At 74.5% G+C, this 15,165-nt stretch carries 17 protein-coding genes; 6 read left to right on the forward strand and 11 right to left on the reverse strand.

The features are described from left to right. The first annotated feature begins 92 nt into the window (after nt 1–92). Nucleotides 93–1,196, forward strand: coding sequence for a beta family protein (locus O7598_RS23895; protein WP_269693520.1), 1,104 nt, complete (start codon nt 93–95; stop codon nt 1,194–1,196). Between the two features lies 1 nt (nt 1,197). On the opposite strand, the gene O7598_RS23900 is transcribed toward O7598_RS23895, so the two are convergent. Continuing rightward, entirely contained in the window at nt 1,198–1,479 is a 282-nt protein-coding gene (locus O7598_RS23900) for an iron-sulfur cluster biosynthesis family protein (protein ID WP_269693521.1), read from the reverse strand. A 244-nt stretch (nt 1,480–1,723) separates the two neighbouring features. Here O7598_RS23900 and O7598_RS23905 point away from each other — a divergent pair, with 244 nt between their 5' ends. Then, nucleotides 1,724–2,440: an MIP/aquaporin family protein gene (locus tag O7598_RS23905; protein ID WP_091063435.1), complete on the forward strand. Its 717-nt coding sequence runs from the start codon at nt 1,724–1,726 to the stop codon at nt 2,438–2,440. Nucleotides 2,441–2,503: 63 nt separating this feature from the next. Next, complete coding sequence (gene dacB, locus O7598_RS23910; protein WP_269693522.1) at nt 2,504–4,087, forward strand: D-alanyl-D-alanine carboxypeptidase/D-alanyl-D-alanine endopeptidase; 1,584 nt, start codon at nt 2,504–2,506, stop codon at nt 4,085–4,087. Nucleotides 4,088–4,110: 23 nt separating this feature from the next. On the opposite strand, the gene O7598_RS23915 is transcribed toward dacB, so the two are convergent. The 5 genes from O7598_RS23915 to O7598_RS23935 form a co-directional block, all read right to left on the reverse strand. Then, nucleotides 4,111–4,422 carry a hypothetical protein gene (locus O7598_RS23915; RefSeq protein ID WP_269693523.1) on the reverse strand — a complete coding sequence of 104 codons (312 nt, stop codon included), beginning with the start codon at nt 4,420–4,422 and terminating at the stop codon, nt 4,111–4,113. A 90-nt stretch (nt 4,423–4,512) separates the two neighbouring features. Continuing rightward, entirely contained in the window at nt 4,513–4,854 is a 342-nt protein-coding gene (locus tag O7598_RS23920; RefSeq protein ID WP_269693524.1) for a DUF1330 domain-containing protein, read from the reverse strand. Between the two features lie 103 nt (nt 4,855–4,957). Beyond that, nucleotides 4,958–5,833, reverse strand: a complete 876-nt coding sequence (locus O7598_RS23925) for a hypothetical protein (protein ID WP_269693525.1) — start codon at nt 5,831–5,833, stop codon at nt 4,958–4,960. Between the two features lie 157 nt (nt 5,834–5,990). Further along, nucleotides 5,991–6,905 (reverse strand): hypothetical protein, encoded by a 915-nt coding sequence (locus tag O7598_RS23930; RefSeq protein WP_269693526.1) that lies wholly within the window; start codon nt 6,903–6,905, stop codon nt 5,991–5,993. Between the two features lie 737 nt (nt 6,906–7,642). Continuing rightward, complete coding sequence (locus O7598_RS23935; protein WP_269693527.1) at nt 7,643–8,236, reverse strand: pentapeptide repeat-containing protein; 594 nt, start codon at nt 8,234–8,236, stop codon at nt 7,643–7,645. A 66-nt stretch (nt 8,237–8,302) separates the two neighbouring features. Here O7598_RS23935 and O7598_RS23940 point away from each other — a divergent pair, with 66 nt between their 5' ends. After that, nucleotides 8,303–9,535, forward strand: a complete 1,233-nt coding sequence (locus O7598_RS23940; protein ID WP_269693528.1) for a serine hydrolase domain-containing protein — start codon at nt 8,303–8,305, stop codon at nt 9,533–9,535. 41 nt (nt 9,536–9,576) lie between these two features. Further along, nucleotides 9,577–10,218 (forward strand): NAD(P)-dependent oxidoreductase, encoded by a 642-nt coding sequence (locus tag O7598_RS23945; protein ID WP_269693529.1) that lies wholly within the window; start codon nt 9,577–9,579, stop codon nt 10,216–10,218. Here O7598_RS23945 and O7598_RS23950 read toward each other — a convergent pair whose 3' ends face one another. Next, the gene (locus O7598_RS23950; RefSeq protein ID WP_269693530.1) at nt 10,219–10,683 is read right to left on the reverse strand and encodes a PPOX class F420-dependent oxidoreductase; all 465 of its coding nucleotides are present in this window, start codon (nt 10,681–10,683) and stop codon (nt 10,219–10,221) included. A gap of 31 nt (nt 10,684–10,714) precedes the next feature. Then, a complete protein-coding gene (locus O7598_RS23955; RefSeq protein WP_091063419.1) occupies nt 10,715–11,356 on the reverse strand; it encodes a DUF6642 family protein in 642 nt (213 codons plus the stop codon). 193 nt (nt 11,357–11,549) lie between these two features. Here O7598_RS23955 and O7598_RS23960 point away from each other — a divergent pair, with 193 nt between their 5' ends. Next, nucleotides 11,550–12,326 carry a D-Ala-D-Ala carboxypeptidase family metallohydrolase gene (locus O7598_RS23960; RefSeq protein WP_269693531.1) on the forward strand — a complete coding sequence of 259 codons (777 nt, stop codon included), beginning with the start codon at nt 11,550–11,552 and terminating at the stop codon, nt 12,324–12,326. Nucleotides 12,327–12,437: 111 nt separating this feature from the next. Here the strand turns inward: O7598_RS23960 and O7598_RS23965 are convergent, their stop codons facing one another. From O7598_RS23965 to O7598_RS23975, 3 genes are all read right to left on the reverse strand, one after another. Further along, entirely contained in the window at nt 12,438–13,043 is a 606-nt protein-coding gene (locus O7598_RS23965) for a hypothetical protein (protein ID WP_269693532.1), read from the reverse strand. Nucleotides 13,044–13,161: 118 nt separating this feature from the next. Next, entirely contained in the window at nt 13,162–13,833 is a 672-nt protein-coding gene (locus O7598_RS23970; RefSeq protein WP_269693533.1) for a response regulator, read from the reverse strand. After that, nucleotides 13,830–15,068, reverse strand: coding sequence for a sensor histidine kinase (locus tag O7598_RS23975; protein ID WP_269693534.1), 1,239 nt, complete (start codon nt 15,066–15,068; stop codon nt 13,830–13,832). Before O7598_RS23975 ends, O7598_RS23970 begins: the two co-directional genes overlap by 4 nt. Between the last annotated feature and the right edge of the window lie 97 nt (nt 15,069–15,165).

Genomic DNA, 15,165 nt, shown 5'->3' on the forward strand with positions numbered 1-15,165 from the left:
CACCACCGGGACGCGCGGGCTGTCAATGGTGCGGCCGAGCGCTCGGGCGACGGCCATGGTGACGCAGAGCGATCGAGTCGCTACATTGAAGTATGGTGCACGTTACCGACGCCCGGCCGCCGGACCCGGTCTACCGTCCCGTGCTGGCCGCTCGCCGGGGCGAACTCGAGGCGCTGACCCACCTCGACGACACCGCCGTCGGCCTGATCGCGCCGATCGTCGACGTCACCTCGGCCACCTCCGGGGCGCCGGACGCACTCGGGCGGCTCCCCGGCGGGATCCTGCCCGCCGTCGACGTGTCGGCGCTGCCGGACACCCCGGAACACGACCCGTTCCGCTGGGGCGTACCTCTGGTGCCGGTGATCGGTCTCGCGGAGAGTGACCGACGGTTGGCGGCGCACGGCGCGGCGGCGCGGGCCTGGGCGGGCCGGGCGGTGGTCCGGCTGCGGACCGGCCCGGACCGCGCCGGGCCGGACGCCACCACCGCTGCCGTGGAACGGGTGTGGCGGTCGACCGGGCTGGTGCCGGAACAGTGCGACCTGCTGCTGGACGCGGGAGACGTGTGCTGCCTGGCCGACGTCCGGCTGGCCGAGCCGCGCGTGCGGCGCGCGGCCGAGTGGGCCCGGCGGCACGCCTGGCGGTCGGTGACGGTGGCGGCGGGCGGGATGCCGCCGGCGCTGTCCCGGCTCCCCACCGACGAACCGGTCCGCCTGGACCGCTTCGACTGGCTGCTCTGGCAACGCCTGGGCGACCTGCGGCTGGGCTACGGCGACTACGGCGTGGGTTGCGCGGTGCGCGCGGCGGACGCGCCGGGTGACCGGCTGCCGACGCTGCGCTGGGCGGCGGGTGGCGCGTGGTGGATCTACCGCTGGTCCCGGCGGGGCGGGCGGGGTGACGAACGCTTCGCCGACCTGTGCCGCACGCTGGTGGCGGCCCCGCACTGGCCGGCGGCCGGGGCGGGCTTCTCGTGGGGCGACCACGAGGTGCTCCGTCGGGCCCGGCGTGGCGCCGGCGCCGGCACGGAGGCCAACTGGATCGCCTGGAGCACCTCGCACCACCTGGCGCACGTGCTGGCCGCGCTGGCCCGACCGGACCGCGAACAACGCGGCGGCTCCTGGCGGGCCGACCCGGTCGCCCCGGAGCGGGGGCGCACCGGCCGGCCGCAGCGCGGCGGGGAGTCCCGCCGCGCCGGCTGAGTCACTCCTTCTCGGTGAACCCGAACTGGACGACGCCCTCGTCGTCGACGACGGCATCGACCGCGGTGTCGTTGAGCAGCTCGGCGGCGTCGGTGTCCAGGAAGATCCGGGCCCCCTGGGTGTCCACCACCTGGTCACCCTGCACCGGCTCGGGCACCAGCTCGATGGAGAGCGACCCGGCGTCGGTGTCCGCGGCGATCCGCAGCCCGCCCGCCTCGGCGAGGTCCTGCTGGGCGGCGAGGTCGCGGATCACCAGAACGGCGTTGTCGGTCATGGTCAGCATGGCGGAACTCCTCATGGCTGGGGTTTCGGAAGGATCGCGGGCGACTCGGCCCACGCGGTCGGCTCGCGACCGGGAAGCGGACGAAACGGTGTTTCGTCGCACGGGAGCGGGGCGGTCGACGGCCCCTCCCCACCCACCGTGCCCGCTGCCGGTGGATCCGTCAAATAGAGCCAGGTGATCGGCTGCGGCCGGCTGAACAGGCGTTTTCCCCTCCAGGCGGCGTGCGGCTCCCTAAGCTCGGGGTATGGACGACCCGCGCAGGTACGTCGCCGAGTTCCTCGGCTCGCTTCTGCTGATCTTCTTCGGGGTGGGCAGCGCGGTCTTCGCCCGCGTCCAGGGTGGCGTGGTGGTGGTCGCCCTGGCCTTCGGGTTCACCATGCTGGCCCTGGTGTACACGATGGGGCCGCTCTCCGGCAGTCACATCAACCCGGCGGTGACGCTGGGCGTGCTGCTCTCCGGGAAGATCTCCCCGCTGGGCGCGGTGGCCTACTGGATCGCGCAGTTCGCCGGCGCGACGGTCGCCGCGTTCGTGATCTGGGCGCTCACCCGCTGGGGTGACGTGGTCGACCAGACCGGGGCGCTCGGCACCAACGGCTACGGCGCGCACATCAACCTGGGCGGCGCCGCCGTGCTGGAGACGGTGCTGACGTTCCTCTTCGTCCTGGTGGTGCTGGTGGTGACCGGTCGCGGTGAGCACGCCGCGTTCGCCGGGGTGCCGATCGGTCTCGCCCTGGCCGCGGCGCACCTGGTCGGCCTGACCCTGGACGGCACCTCGGTCAACCCGGCGCGCTCGTTCGGCCCGGCCCTGTTCGAGGGCGGGTCCGCGCTGCGCCAACTCTGGGTCTTCATCGTCTTCCCGCTGCTGGGCGGCGCGCTCGCCGCCCTGGTCGCGCCGCTGATCCTGCGGCCGGGCGCGGGCGGGCGCGGGCCGGCCGAGCGGGTGGCCACGCCACGACCGTGAGCCTGACGAAAACTTTCGCTCTGAGATCTATCCCGCAGGAAAGCGCCATGGCAGCATCGGCACATGCATCGTCGTCTCTTTCCCCGGGCACTCGCGGCGCTGGTGCTGGTCGCCACCGCGGCCACCGCCGGCGCCCCCACCGCGACGGCCGAGGCGCCCACCCCGGCGCAGACCCGGCTGCACGCGACAATCGACGCGGTCCTCGCGGACAGCCGGCTCGACGGGGCGCAGGCGGGTGTGGTCGTGGTCGACACCGCCACCGGCCGCACGCTCTACGACCGCAACTCCAACCGGCGACTCGTCCCCGCCTCCAACACCAAGCTGCTCACCTCGACCGCGGCGATGGAACTGCTCGGTCCGGGCCACCGCTTCACCACCGACGTCAGCGCCGACGGGCCACGCCGCGCCGGGCTGCTCTCCGGCGACCTCTACCTGCGCGGCGGGGGTGACCCGACCATGCTCGCGGCGGACTACGACCGGCTCGCCGGGCAGGTCGCCGCGGCGGGCGTACGGGTGGTGACCGGTGACCTGGTCGCCGACGACACCCGCTACGACCGCAGCCGGCTCGGTCCGGACTGGACCTGGGACGACGAGCCCTACTACTACGCCGCACAGGTGTCCGCGCTGACCGTCGCGCCGGACACCGACTACGACGCCGGCACCGTGATCGTCAACGCGACGCCGGGCGCGCGGGCCGGCGCCCGACCGAAGATCTCGATGACCCCGGACAACGGCTGGCTGCGCATCGACAACCGGGCCGAGACGGTCGCCGGCGGCGAGACCACCATCTCGATCGAGCGGGAGCACGGCGGCAACACCGTCGTGGTGACCGGCCAGATCGCCGTCGGGCAGGCCACCGAGAGCGACTGGGTGACGGTCTGGGAGCCGACCGGGTACGCCGCCGACGTCTTCCGGTCCGCGCTGCGCCGGCACGGCGTGCGGGTGCTGGGCCGCACGGTGCTCGGCACCGCGACCCCGGACAGCGCCCGGCCGTTGGCCCGGCACGACTCGATGCCGCTGTCCGACCTGATGGTGCCGTTCCTCAAGCTGTCCAACAACGGGCACGCCGAGGTGCTCACCAAGGAGCTGGGTCGGGTGCTCTCCGGCTCCGGTTCCTGGTCCGCCGGCCTGACCGCGATCGGCGAGTACGTCGGCGACGCCGGGATGGACACCGGCACGCTGCGCCAGCGCGACGGCTCCGGCCTCTCGCGCCGCAACCTGATCCCCCCGGCCCAGTTCGTCACGCTGCTCTCGGCCGTCCGCGCGGAGCCCTGGTTCGACACCTGGTACGCCGCGCTGCCGGTGGCCGGCAACGCCGACCGCTTCGTCGGCGGGACGCTGCGCAGCCGGATGGCCGGCACCGCCGCCGCGAACAACGTGCACGCCAAGACCGGCAGCCTGACCGGCGCCTCCGGCCTCTCCGGCTACGTCACCGACGCCGACGGCCGGCTGCTGGCCTTCTCGATCGTCCTCAACAACTACCTGACGTCGTCGGTCAAGGGGCTGGAGGATCAGATCGCGATCGCGCTGGCCACGTACACCGAGAAGGAGACGGCGACGGCCCGGCGGACGGTGCCGACCGCGCCCGACTCGCCGCGCGTGCCGGAGGGGCGGGAGTGCTCCTGGGTCAAGCCGGTCCGCTGCTGAGAAGGTCCGTGCCGGCCCGACGCTCAGGCGCCGGGCCGGTACGGGCGCGGATCGGCGGTGGGGTCACCCCGCTCGACAAGCGCGTCGATCTCGGCCGGCGGCAGCCCGCGCAGGGCGAGCACCCGCCGCCCCCAGCGGTGCAGCCGGCACGGGTACGGGCTGGCGTCGTTGCGGCAGATCGTCCCGCCCGACCAGGTCTGCGGCGCGTGGACCACCACCGCCCGCACCGCGAACTGGGCGTCCTCGACCGTCACGTACGGCGGCAGCGGGATCTCCCGCAGCACACCGCCGTCGGCGGGTTGACGGGCGAGGGCTACGGGCGCGGGGCGGCTCATCGGGCGGGCCTCCACAGAGGATGGTCGGACGGGACATCGAGAACGTACGACGCCCGCCCCGACCCGCGACGGACAAACTGTCCCGGTGGCTCAGCCGAGCGAGGCGCGCATCCGGGCGGCGGTACGCGCGGCGTCGTAGTCCGGGCCGACCCCGTCCAGGATGATCGTCTCACCCTCGATGTTGCGCGTCCGCAACGGCAGGATCTCCTGGTACGCGGGGGACGCGTACCAGGCCCGGGCCCGCTCGACGTCCGGGAACTCGACGATGACCACGGTGCCCGGCCACTGTCCCTCCAGGACCTCCGGGTCGGCCCCGTGCACCCGGAACCGCCCGCCGAACGGCGCGAACGTCGACTGCACCTTCTCGATGTACTCCAGGATCTCCTCGTTGAGCTGTGCGGGACGCAGGTTGGCGAGCGCGAAGGCGGGCACGGTCTTCCTCCCCGGTGACGGCGCCGGTGTGCCGGCGCGGCAGGTGCCACCGATTCTGCGCGGATCTGCCGCGCCGAGTCGATTACCCGGGAGGTAATGGCGGTCAGCGCAACGCGACGGCCTGGAGACTGACGTTGCCGCACTGCCCGAGCGACTCCTCCACGGTCCAGCTCAGCAGCAGTTTCACGCCACGTGGCGCCCGGAACCGGACGGTGAAGTCGGCGGTCATCGCGGTGTGCGGGTCCTCCATCCGGACCGTGCTCGCCGGGCCGCCGGCCACTCGCACGTCGAGCCGGCCGCGGGCCATCCAGAGCCCGGCGTAGAGGTGCACCGTGCGCGGTTGGCCGTTGCCGGTCACCGCCAGGCGGAAGCCGTTGCCCCGGTCGCAGGTGTAGACCCCGGACATGGTGCCGCTGGCCGATGCCACCGGGGCGCCGTCGCGCCAGGCGTACTCCTCCGGGTTGTTGCTGTAGCTCTCCCGCCTGCCCCGGCCGCCCTCGTCCCGGATCTCGCCGGAGCCGCCGCGCTTGCGGACCGTGCGGTCGGCCCCGAGCAGGCCCCACTGGACCCAGTCGACGGTGCCCACGGCGGTGAGGTCGACCAGGGCGGGAACGTCGGCGCGGCTGACCGCGACGGTCGGCGGCGCGACAGTGGTGGGCGCCACCGTGGAGGGTGACGGGCTCGGCGACGGCGGGCGCTGGCGAGGGCGCAGCCCGGGGGTGGCGACCGCGCCGTCCCCCTCGCTGGGCAGCCCGACCCGGCCGGTCGGCGCCACCGGGAGCACCGCGCTCTCCTCGCGGGGCGTGTCGTGCCGCTCGGTGCCGAGGTAGGCCACCAGCGCCGCCAGGCAGAGGAACGCGGCCAGGCCCTCCAGTATCAGCCGCCGCCGGCGCCGCCACCGCCGCAGCGCGGACCGGGTGTGCGGGCGACCCTCTCGGTGCGAGCCGGGGCCGGTCCGCGAACGGTCCTCCTCGCCCACCACAGCCTCCGCTTCATGTCACGCTGCGCCGCCGGGAGCGGCCCGAGCGCGACGGGCTTCACGGTGTCACCGGACGGCCGTTTGCGCCATATGTGGGCCGACGGGCGTTTCCAGTTTGTTACCAAGGGGTAGTCGAGCGGGCCGGCCACGCGGTCGGTCAGCTTACCGTGATCGCTTCGAGCGACACCCCGTCGTTCTGCCCGCCGGTCACGGTGAGGGCCCGCCATCTGATCAGCAACCGCTGGTCACGCGGCGCGCGGAAGTGGATGACGTACTGCTGGAAGCGGTCGCCCCGGGCGAGGGCCACCTCCCGGACGGCCGGGTCGCCGCCTCCGGAGAGGGAGACGTCGAGCCGGGCCCCGGCCGAGAACACGCCGACGAACAGCCGGACGGTCCGCAGGTCCCCGCTGCCGACCACGGCGAGCGCGAAGGACTTCCCGGCGCCGCGCTGGAACACACCCGCCCGGGTGCCCTCCTCCCGGGCCGTCGGGGTGCCGTCGGTCCAGGTGAGCCCCGACACCCCGGCGTTGTGTTCCAGCCGAGGGCCGCCCGGGTCCTGGATCTCCCCGGTGCCGCGCTGCTTGCGCTGCACGCTGTCCGCGCCGGCGCCGCCCCAGTGCCGCCAGTCCCGCGTGCCGAGCAGGGTGAGCGACACGGCCGCCGGCACCACCTGCTGGTCCACCGTGAGCAGCGGGCCGCCGGGCAGCACCGGTTGGCCCGTCGCCGGCACGACAGTGGGCGGCGCCGCGGTCGGCCTCGGCGTCGACTCCGTCGGCGCCGCCGCCGGCGTGGTGGGGCGACGTTGGGGTGCGGCGGGCGGCCGGGCGGAGTAGGCCAGCGCCACCACCGACGCGGTCAGCGCCGCGGCGACCAGCACCGTCCGCCGCCGCCGGCGCCGGGCCCGGGCCGCACCGACCCGCGTGGCCGGGCTCTCCGGGACGGCCCCGCCCCTCGGCCGGAGACCGTCACCCCACCGGGGGTACGCCGCGCGCAGCCGAGCCGCGAGCGGGCCGGCCAGTCCGGCGAGCCGCCCGCGGAGGCTTTCCGGGGCGGTGTGCCGGCCGGGTGCCACCGATGTCGCTCCGTGCCCCCCCGACGCGCCGCCCGACGGATACGCGCCGCCCGACCGCGACCGGCCCGAGGGCCACGAGGCGTTCCGGTCGACCCGTGCCGGCGGCCAGCCGGACGCCGGACCGGGCGAGCCGAGGCCGGTCGGAGCGGGCCCGACCAGCGGCGCCCGACCGGCGAGTGCGGGACCGGCGGGTGGGGCGTGTGGGTTGCCGGCGTCGGTGCCGTCCGACGGGCCGACGTCGGGGGCAGGTGGCGGGACGTCCGGCCCGGTCGGCGTCGGCGGTCCGGCCGCGGGGAGGTGCGGATCCTCGGGCGCGGCGAGGTCCGGATCCTCGGGGAGACGCCGCGGGCCGGCGGGCGGAGGCGGCGTGGCGGCCGACCCGGCCGGTACGGCAGGCAGCCAGCCGCCGACCCGGATCCCGGACTGCGTGCTGTCGTCCTCAGCCAATGCCCCTCCCTCGGCCGCAGACGCGGGCGGCCATCACCGTGGCTCGCCGCAGGGCAGGATGACACATGCTTCGATCTTCGAAAAGCCGTCGAAGCGCACCAATTTTCCGCCCGGCCGGCCCGGGCGTGTCGCGACGGGGAGAGACGTTGCGTGGAAACCGTTATACCTCAGCGTCATTTTTATGACGCCGAGGTATAACGCTCGAGAGCGGACTCTTCCCGCACGGCGTCACTGAGCGTGGCCGGACGCCCGAGCACCACCGGCCCCGGGTCGGGTCGGGTCGGGTCGGGTCAGCCGACCTGGAAGCCGAGCGCCTGCGCCAGCGCCACGGCCTGCTCGACGTCGACCCGCGCCCCGGCGCGCTCGACAGCGGTCGGGTCGAGCGTGGACAGGTCGCTGCCGCGCAGGTCGGCGCGGGTCAGTTTGGCGCCGCGCAACTGCGCGCCGGACAGGTCGACCCCGGTGAGCACCGCACCGGTGAGGTCGGACCCGGTCAGGTCGACCTCACGCATCCGCACGTCGGTTATCCGCGCACCGCGCAGGTCGGCCCCGGGCAGGGCGACGAAGGACCAGTCGCCCCGGTCGACGCGCAGCGGTCGCAGGTCGCACCGGTCGAAGCTGCTGCCGACCAGCTTGCAACCGGTGAACTCGGCCTCGAACAGGTTGCAGCGGGTGAACGTGCACCGGGTGAACGCCGAGTCGGTGTGCCGGGAGGCGTTGAACGCCACGTTGCCGAAGACGCACTCGACGAACGTCGCGCCCCGGCTGACCGCCTCGGTGAGGTCGACGTCGAAGAACTCGCAGCGCAGGAAGTGCCGGTCGACCAGTTCGTCGGCGTACCAGTCCTGGTGGCGGTAGGTGACGTCCTCGGCGGTCTCCGGCATGCCGCCGAGACTAGTGTGGCCGGCCGACACTTCCGGCTCGCCGTACCGGCGGGTAGGTTCGCGGGGATGAGCGTCGCAGTGAGCACCGACCCCGGCCGTCTCGGCTTCGACCCCACCCGGCTGGCGCGGATCGACGAGCACTTCGCCCGCTACGTCGACGACGGGCGGCTCGCCGGCTGGCAGGTCGTCGTCACCCGCCGCGGCGAGATCGCCCACTCCTCGACGTACGGGCAGCGCGACCTGGAGGCCGGCACGCCGGTCGAGGCGGACACGCTCTGGCGCATCTACTCGATGACCAAGCCGATCACCTCGGTCGCCGCGATGATGCTCTGGGAGGAGGGTCGGTTCGAGCTGAACGACCCGGTCAGTCGCTGGCTGCCGGAGTTCGCCGACGTCCGGGTCTACGACCGGGGCTCGGTGCTCAAGCCGTACACCGTGCCGGCGACCGAGCCGATCCGCGTCTGGCACCTGCTCACCCACACCTCCGGCCTGACGTACGGCTTCGCCCAGGTCTCGGTGGTCGACGGCCTCTACCGGGCGGCCGGCTTCGACCTGGGCGTGCCGCCCGGCACCGACCTCGCCGCGGCCTCGGCCGGCCTGGCCCGGCTGCCGCTGCTGTCCCAGCCGGGGACGAGCTGGAACTACGGCGTCTCCACCGACGTGCTGGGCCGGCTGGTCGAGGTGATCTCCGGGCAGTCGCTCGCGGCGTTCTTCACCGAGCGGATCCTGCGCCCGCTCGGAATGACCGACACCCGCTGGTGGGTGGACCCGGCGGACGCCAAGCGACTGGCCGCGCTCTACGCCCCGCACCCGGCGACCGGGAAGGCGGTCCGCGCCGACAAGATCGGCCGGGCCGCGCTGGCGGAGCCGAGCTGGCACTCCGGCGGCGGCGGGCTGGTCTCCACCGCCGCCGACTACCACCGCTTCACCCAGTTCCTGCTGCGCGGCGGCGAGCTGGACGGGGTGCGCCTGCTCGGCCCCCGCACGCTGCGTTTCATGACCCGCAATCACCTGCCCGGCGGCCGGGACCTCGCCTCGTTCTCCCCCGAGGGGTTCAGCGAGACCGTGCTCGACGGGATCGGCTTCGGGCTGGGCTTCGCCGTGGTGCTGGACCCGGTGCCGTCGCGGGTGCCCAGCAGCGTGGGCGAGTACTACTGGGGCGGCATGGCCAGTACCGCGTTCTGGGTGGACCCGGTGGAGGAGATCACCGCGCTGCTCTTCACCCAGCTCATGCCGTCGAGCACCTATCCGCTGCGCAGCCAGTTGCGCCAGCTCGTCTACTCGGCGCTGCTCGACTGAAACGGCACCCGCGCGGCGGCCCGCTGCCTAGCCTGTGAGGCATGAGCGACATCGTCGTGTTCGGCGCCGGCGGCACGGCCGGGTCCCGGATCGCCGCCGAGGCGGTCGAGCGGGGGCACCGGGTCACCGCGGCGGTCCGCCGCCCGGAGGCGGTCGGCTACCTGCCGCCCGGAGTACGCACGGTGACCGGCGACGCGACCTCGGCGCGGAGCGTACGCGAGCTGGCCGAGGGTGCGGACGTGCTGGTGGTGGCGGTCGGCGGTGGCGAGCGTGACCTGTGGCGCGACGCCGCCCGGACGCTCGTCGACACGCTGCGGGACCTGCCCGACCCGCCCCGGGTGATCCATGTCGGCGGCGGCGCGACGCTGCTCACCCCGAACGGCACCCGGTTCCTGGACGAGCCGGACTTCCCCGCCGAATACCGGGACTCGGCGCAGGGGCAGGCCGATGCCCTGGAGTTCTACCGCTCCTCGGCCGACGGGGTGACCTGGACGTACGTCTCCCCGCCGCCGTTGGAGTTCCACCCGGGCGAGCGGACCGGCCACTACCGCACCGGCACCGACCACCCGGTGACCGACGCGCAGGGCCGGTCGGTGCTCACCTACGAGGACCTGGCGGTGGCGATCGTGGACGAGATCGAGAACCCGAGGTTCGGCAACGCGCGGTTCACCGCCGCGTACTGATCAGTCGGCGAGCCGGGCCGGGAACCCGCCGGTGGCGATCGGGCCCCACGATTCGATGGTGACCCGGATCAGCGACTTGCCCTGCGCGACCATGGCGGCCCGGTACTCGTCCCAGTCCGGGTGCTCGCCGGAGATGCTCCGGAAGTAGTCGACGAGCGGTTCCAGCGCCGCCGGCAGGTCGAGCACCTCGGCCACGCCGTCGACCTGCACCCACGGGCCGTTCCAGTCGTCGGAGAGCACGCATGCCGAGACCCGGGGGTCGCGGCGGATGTTCGTCACCTTGGCCCGCTCGGGGTAGGTGGAGATGACCAGCCGGCCCTCGGCGTCGACCCCGCACGAGACCGGGGAGGACTGCGGCCGGCCGTCGGCCCGCGTCGTCATGAGCACGACCCGGTGTCGGGGGCGGAGGAAATCGGTCAGGGCGTCCCGGTCGACCCGGGTGTTGCGCGCGATGCTGCGTGGCATCCCTCGGTTCTACCAGGCCCGGGGGCGGATCTCAGCGCGGGCGGGCGGCGGCCCGGCGCGGGGAGACCTGCTCGGGCACGCGCGGGCGCGCGGTGGGCCGCCAGGCGCGGCCGTTGGCGTAGATGATCCGGAAACCGAGGTACGCCGCGAGCGGCGCCCAGTGCGCCGAGCCCATCCGCAACTCGGCGGCGTTGTGCCGCTGCCCGTTGGCGAGCACGTCGAGCAGCACGGTCTCGAAGGCGGCCGACTCGACCCAGTCGACGTCGCGGGTGAACCCGCAGATCAACGCCGCGCCGGTGACCTCGAGGAAGCCGCGGAGCGTGGCGTCGGAGGCCCGCAGCACCGAGCAGCTGCCGAAGTAGAGGCGCCGCCCCTCGCCGCGGCCGGCCATCCGCTCGGCCACGTCGGACAGCTCGACCGAGTCCCAGTCGGTGAGGCAGAGCCGGCTCGGCTCGCCGTGCATGGCGAAGAAGCCGACCCGGTGGTCCGCGTACTGCTTGAGCAGCCAGCGGTCGAGGAAGTAGAACAGCTCGTCGCGGGTGGCGGCGTCCTTGTGGATGTAGCGGATCCGGCCCAGCCGTTCGAGCAGGTCGAGCGTGGGCAGGACGGACCCGCGCTCGTTGAGGTCGCGATGCCACTGCCCCTCGACGCAGAACACGCCGCCACGTGCCAACGCCCACCTCCCCCGTCGAACCCGGGCCCGGGAGCAGACGTTACCGCGCCCCTCCGACCACTACCGAATGTGAGAACAATTTCCGCTAATCACCACGAAGACCCCCCTGGGCTGTCACGGTGAGAAGGACGGGACGTACCGGTCGTTCCACCCGTCCCGACCCCAGATCCGCTCTCTCATCGGGAGGACTCCTGTGCGCGTCAACACCCTGAAGCGGGCGGCCGTCGCATTCGCGCTGGCCCTGCCCGGGGCCGCCGTCGCGACCGTCGTCGCCGCCCCACCGGCCCACGCCGACGGCTGCTACACCTGGGCCCGGACGCTCTCCACGGGCAGCTCGGGCGCCGACGTCCGGCAGCTCCAGATCCGGGTGGCCGGATGGGCCGGGTACGGCGGCATCGTGCGGGTCGACGGCCGGTACGGACCGGAGACGGCCGCCGCCGTCCGGCGCTTCCAGGCCGCGTACGGGCTGCCGGCCGACGGGATCGCCGGCCCGCAGACGTTCGCCAGGATCTACGCCCTCCAGGACGACGACTGCACGCCGAAGCACTTCAGCTACGCCGAGCTGGACAACGGCTGCGGCAAGGGCGGGTGGAGCGGGGGCCCGCTCTCCGCATCGGCCACCCGGGAGAACGCGCTGCGCGCCATGTGGAAGCTGGAGGCGCTGCGGCGCAGCCTCGGCGACAAGCCGCTCTACGTCACCAGCGGCTTCCGCAGCATCGCCTGCAACCGGCAGGTCGGCGGCGCCTCGAACAGCCAGCACCTGTACGGCGACGCGGCCGACCTGACCTCACGCAGCCGAACCCTCTGCGAGGTCGCCCGCTCCGCCCGTGACCAGGGCTTCAGCGGCATCTACGGCCCCGGCTACCCGGATCACGGCGACCACGTGCACGTGGACTCCCGACGGGAGAACACCAAGGACGGGTCGCCGAACACCGCCGACTGGTCCGCCCCGAACTGCGGGGTCAACTGACCGCACACGCCGGACGGCCCGACGCGGGAGTGGGGGCTCCCCGCGTCGGGCCGCCGTCGTGGCCCGGCCCGGCCGGCGCGGCCCTCGCCACGCCGACCCGCACGCCGGGAGTCAGCTCGCCCTGGGCCAGCGTGGCCGTGCCACCGGAGCCGGTGGCGTGCTCGATCCGGCGCCGCGCGTCGGCCGACCGACGCCGGGGCGTACCGGCGGGGCGGCCACCCGCGGGGCCGGTCCCCGCGGCACCTGGCCGGGTGCGAGCCGGGCCGCCGGGGCGGCGGTGCCCGGCCGGGCAGCCTGACCCGCGCCCGGCCGGGCAGTCTGGGCCGTTCCCGGCCGAGCAGCCTGGGCCGCGGCCGGTCTGGCAGCTTGGGCCGCGCCCGGACGGACCGGCTGAGCCGCGCCCGCACGCGCCGACGGCCCGGTCAGGACGAACGGGAACGGTACGTGCACGAACGGGTTGCCGTGCCGGACCAGCGCGTCGATCTGGCGCTCGTTGAGCCCGTGTGTCTCCAGCACCCGCCGTCCCCAGCGGTGCAACCGGCAGGGGAACGCCGCCCCGTCGTTGCGGCACTTCGGCCCCGCGGGCCATTCCTCGGCGGCGTGCACCACCACCGCCCGGACCGCGAGGCGCACGTCCTCGGGGGTCAACGTCGCCGGCACCGGCACGTCGCCCAGGATCTGGTCGATGGGATCCCTCGACTGCTCACCAACTCGCACGGCAGGCCTCCCGCAGCTCGGCAGCGGTGCGGCGGACCGGCCGCACCACATCCTCGCCCACTGGTACGGCCGGACACCGGCAGGAGTTCAATCCCGCCTCCCGGGAGCCTTCGCGCCGTCAGATCAGATCGGCGTCCTGCACCAGCAGCGCCACCTGCACCCGGTTGTTCAGGTCCAGCTTGGTGAGCAGCCGCGACACGTACGCCTTCACGGTCGCCACGCTCATGAACAGCTCGGCGGAGATCTCCGCGTTGGTCCGCCCCCGGCCCAGCAGCAGCGCGACCTCCCGCTCCCGCTCGGACAGCCCGCCCAGCAGCCGCACCGCCCGATCCCGCTTCGGATCCGGCCCGGGCGTCGGCGCGACGGCGGTCACGTGGGCGATCAGCTTGCGGGTCACCGCCGGGGACAGCGTCGCCTCCCCCGCCGCGACCCGGCGTACCGCCGCCACGATCTCGGCCGGCGGGGTGTCCTTGAGCAGGAAGCCGCTCGCCCCGGCGCGCAACGCCCGCAGCACCTGCTCGTCGGCGTCGAAGGTGGTCAGCACCAGCACCTCGGGCGGGTCCGCCGCCGCCCGCAGCGCCTCGGTGGCGGCCAGCCCGTCCACCCGGGGCATCCGGATGTCCATCAGCACCACGTGCGGGGCGTGCGCGGCGACCGCCGCGGGCACCTCGGCGCCGTCGGCGGCCTCGCCCACCACGGTCAGGTCGGGCACCCCGCCGAGGATCATCGACAACGCGCCCCGGACCAGTGGGTCGTCGTCCACGATCAGCACCCGCACCGGATCGCTCATGAGGTAACCGCCCAGGGCAGCCATGCGGTCAGTCGGAAGTCGCCGTCGGCGTCGCGGCCGTGGTCGAGGCGACCGCCGGCCAGTGAGACCCGCTCGGCGACGCCGACCAGCCCGGTGCCGGTGCCGGGGATCACGGTCGCGGGCCCGCCCACCGGCCACGGGTTGCTGATCTCGACCGCCAGCCCGTCGCCGGGGCCACCGGCCAGCCGGACCGTCACCACCGCGCCGGGAGCGTGCTTGCGGGCGTTGGTGAGCCCCTCCTGCACGATCCGGTAGGCGCTGCGCCCGATCGCCGCCGGCACCCCGGCCGGCTCGGTCACCTCGTCGACCACGCTGACGCGTACCCCCGCCTCCCGGCTCTCGGCGACCAGCGCGGGCACGTCGCCGAGCGTCGGCTGCGGCCGTTCCGGGGTGGCCTCGGAGCCCTCCTCGGCCCGCAGCACGCCGATCACCTCGCGCAGGTCCTGCAACGCGGTGTGCGCGCTGGCCCGGATCACGCCGGCCGCCCGGGCGACCTCCTCCGGCGGCGCGTCCGGGCGGAACTCCAGCGCCCCGGCGTGCAGGCTGAGCAGCGAGATCCGGTGGGCGAGCACGTCGTGCATCTCGCGGGCGATCCGCCCGCGTTCCAGGTGGCGGGCCTGGTCGAGCCGGAGCTGCTGCTCGGCCTCGGCCCGCTCGGCGCGGTCGCGCAGCGACAGCACCAGTTGCCGGCGGGCCCGGACGAACAGCGCCCAGGCCACCACGATGCCGAGGAACAGCACGGTCCAGGCCATCGCGGCCCAGAGCGGCATGGCCGGGTCGGGGCGGAGCGCGATGTAGGGCAGTGAGGTGACCACGTTCCAGCCGACAAGCGTCAGCCCCACCGCCAGCGGCCGGTGCACCAGCACGGTGAACAGCACGATCAGCAGCGCGGCCCCGGCGGTGACGGAGAAGAGCGTCAGCGGCGCGGTGGCCACGGCCAGCCCGACCGGCCACCGGCGGCGCAGCCAGAGCGCAGCGGTCGCCAGCAGGCCGGCGAGCAGGTCGATCCCGATCAGCCAGTCCGGCCCGATGTTGAGCGCGAACTCGGGGTCCCGGCTGGTCGCGTCGTCGTGCGCGACCGCCACCCAGAGCAGCGCGACCAGGAACAGCAGGGCGTCGACGAACCAGTCCCGAGGGGTCCGTCGGGGCGCCCGCGCGGGCACCAGCTGGCCCGGCAGGAGCCAGGGGTGATCGGGTACGACGGCGCTGCTCACCCGCCCAATGGTAGGGAGCCGTCCGGACCGGCTACCAGCTACCAAAGTCGACGCCTGCAGTGAACCGAGGTCGGTGCCGGCAGCGACCGCCGGCCGC

Source organism: Micromonospora sp. WMMC241, from assembly GCF_027460165.1.
GTDB lineage: Bacteria > Actinomycetota > Actinomycetes > Mycobacteriales > Micromonosporaceae > Micromonospora > Micromonospora humi.